This is a genomic window from Psychrobacter sp. 1Y4 (genome assembly GCF_051847555.1).
On record NZ_JBPYDE010000962.1, the window covers coordinates 1 to 559 of the forward strand.

Annotated in this window: 1 protein-coding gene; it reads right to left on the bottom strand. The window is 52.4% G+C overall.

What is annotated here, in order from left to right; translation table 11 throughout:
- On the bottom strand, window positions 1-559 hold a 559-nt coding region (locus ACS8FC_RS19850; RefSeq protein ID WP_439298049.1), incomplete at both ends, for an HAD-IC family P-type ATPase.

The window sequence follows — 559 nt, forward strand, 5'->3', positions numbered from 1 at the left end:
AGCAGTATTGATCAGAGCTGTTGCTAATGGATGACTGGCGTGCGCCTCGACACTGGCTGCAATTTGCAATACATCGTCAACGGCCAGTGACTTATCCACCATGACCTGATCAACGATAGTTGGCTTACCAATGGTCAGCGTGCCCGTCTTATCGAGCACTACTGTATCAATATTGCCTGCCGCCTCGAGACTTTGTGCGTCTTTGAACCAAACACCGTGACGCGCAGCAACTCCCATACCCGCCATGATAGCCGCTGGCGTGGCCAAGCCAAGCGCACAAGGACAAGCAATGACCAATACCGATACGGCGTGCATCAAGGCAGTATCGACCATGCCTGTCAGCCACCATGTCAGGCCAAAAGTAACCAAAGCAATGGTCACTACAATTGGCACAAACACTGCGGTCACTCTATCAGCCAGCCTCGCCAAGTTAGCTTTTGATCCTTGCGCATCACTCAGCGCTTGCACCATATCACCCAGCTTGGTGTCACTACCCTTGGCACTCACACGATAGAGCAAGCTACCATTCTCCACCAAAGCACCTGCCAGTAGTCCATCA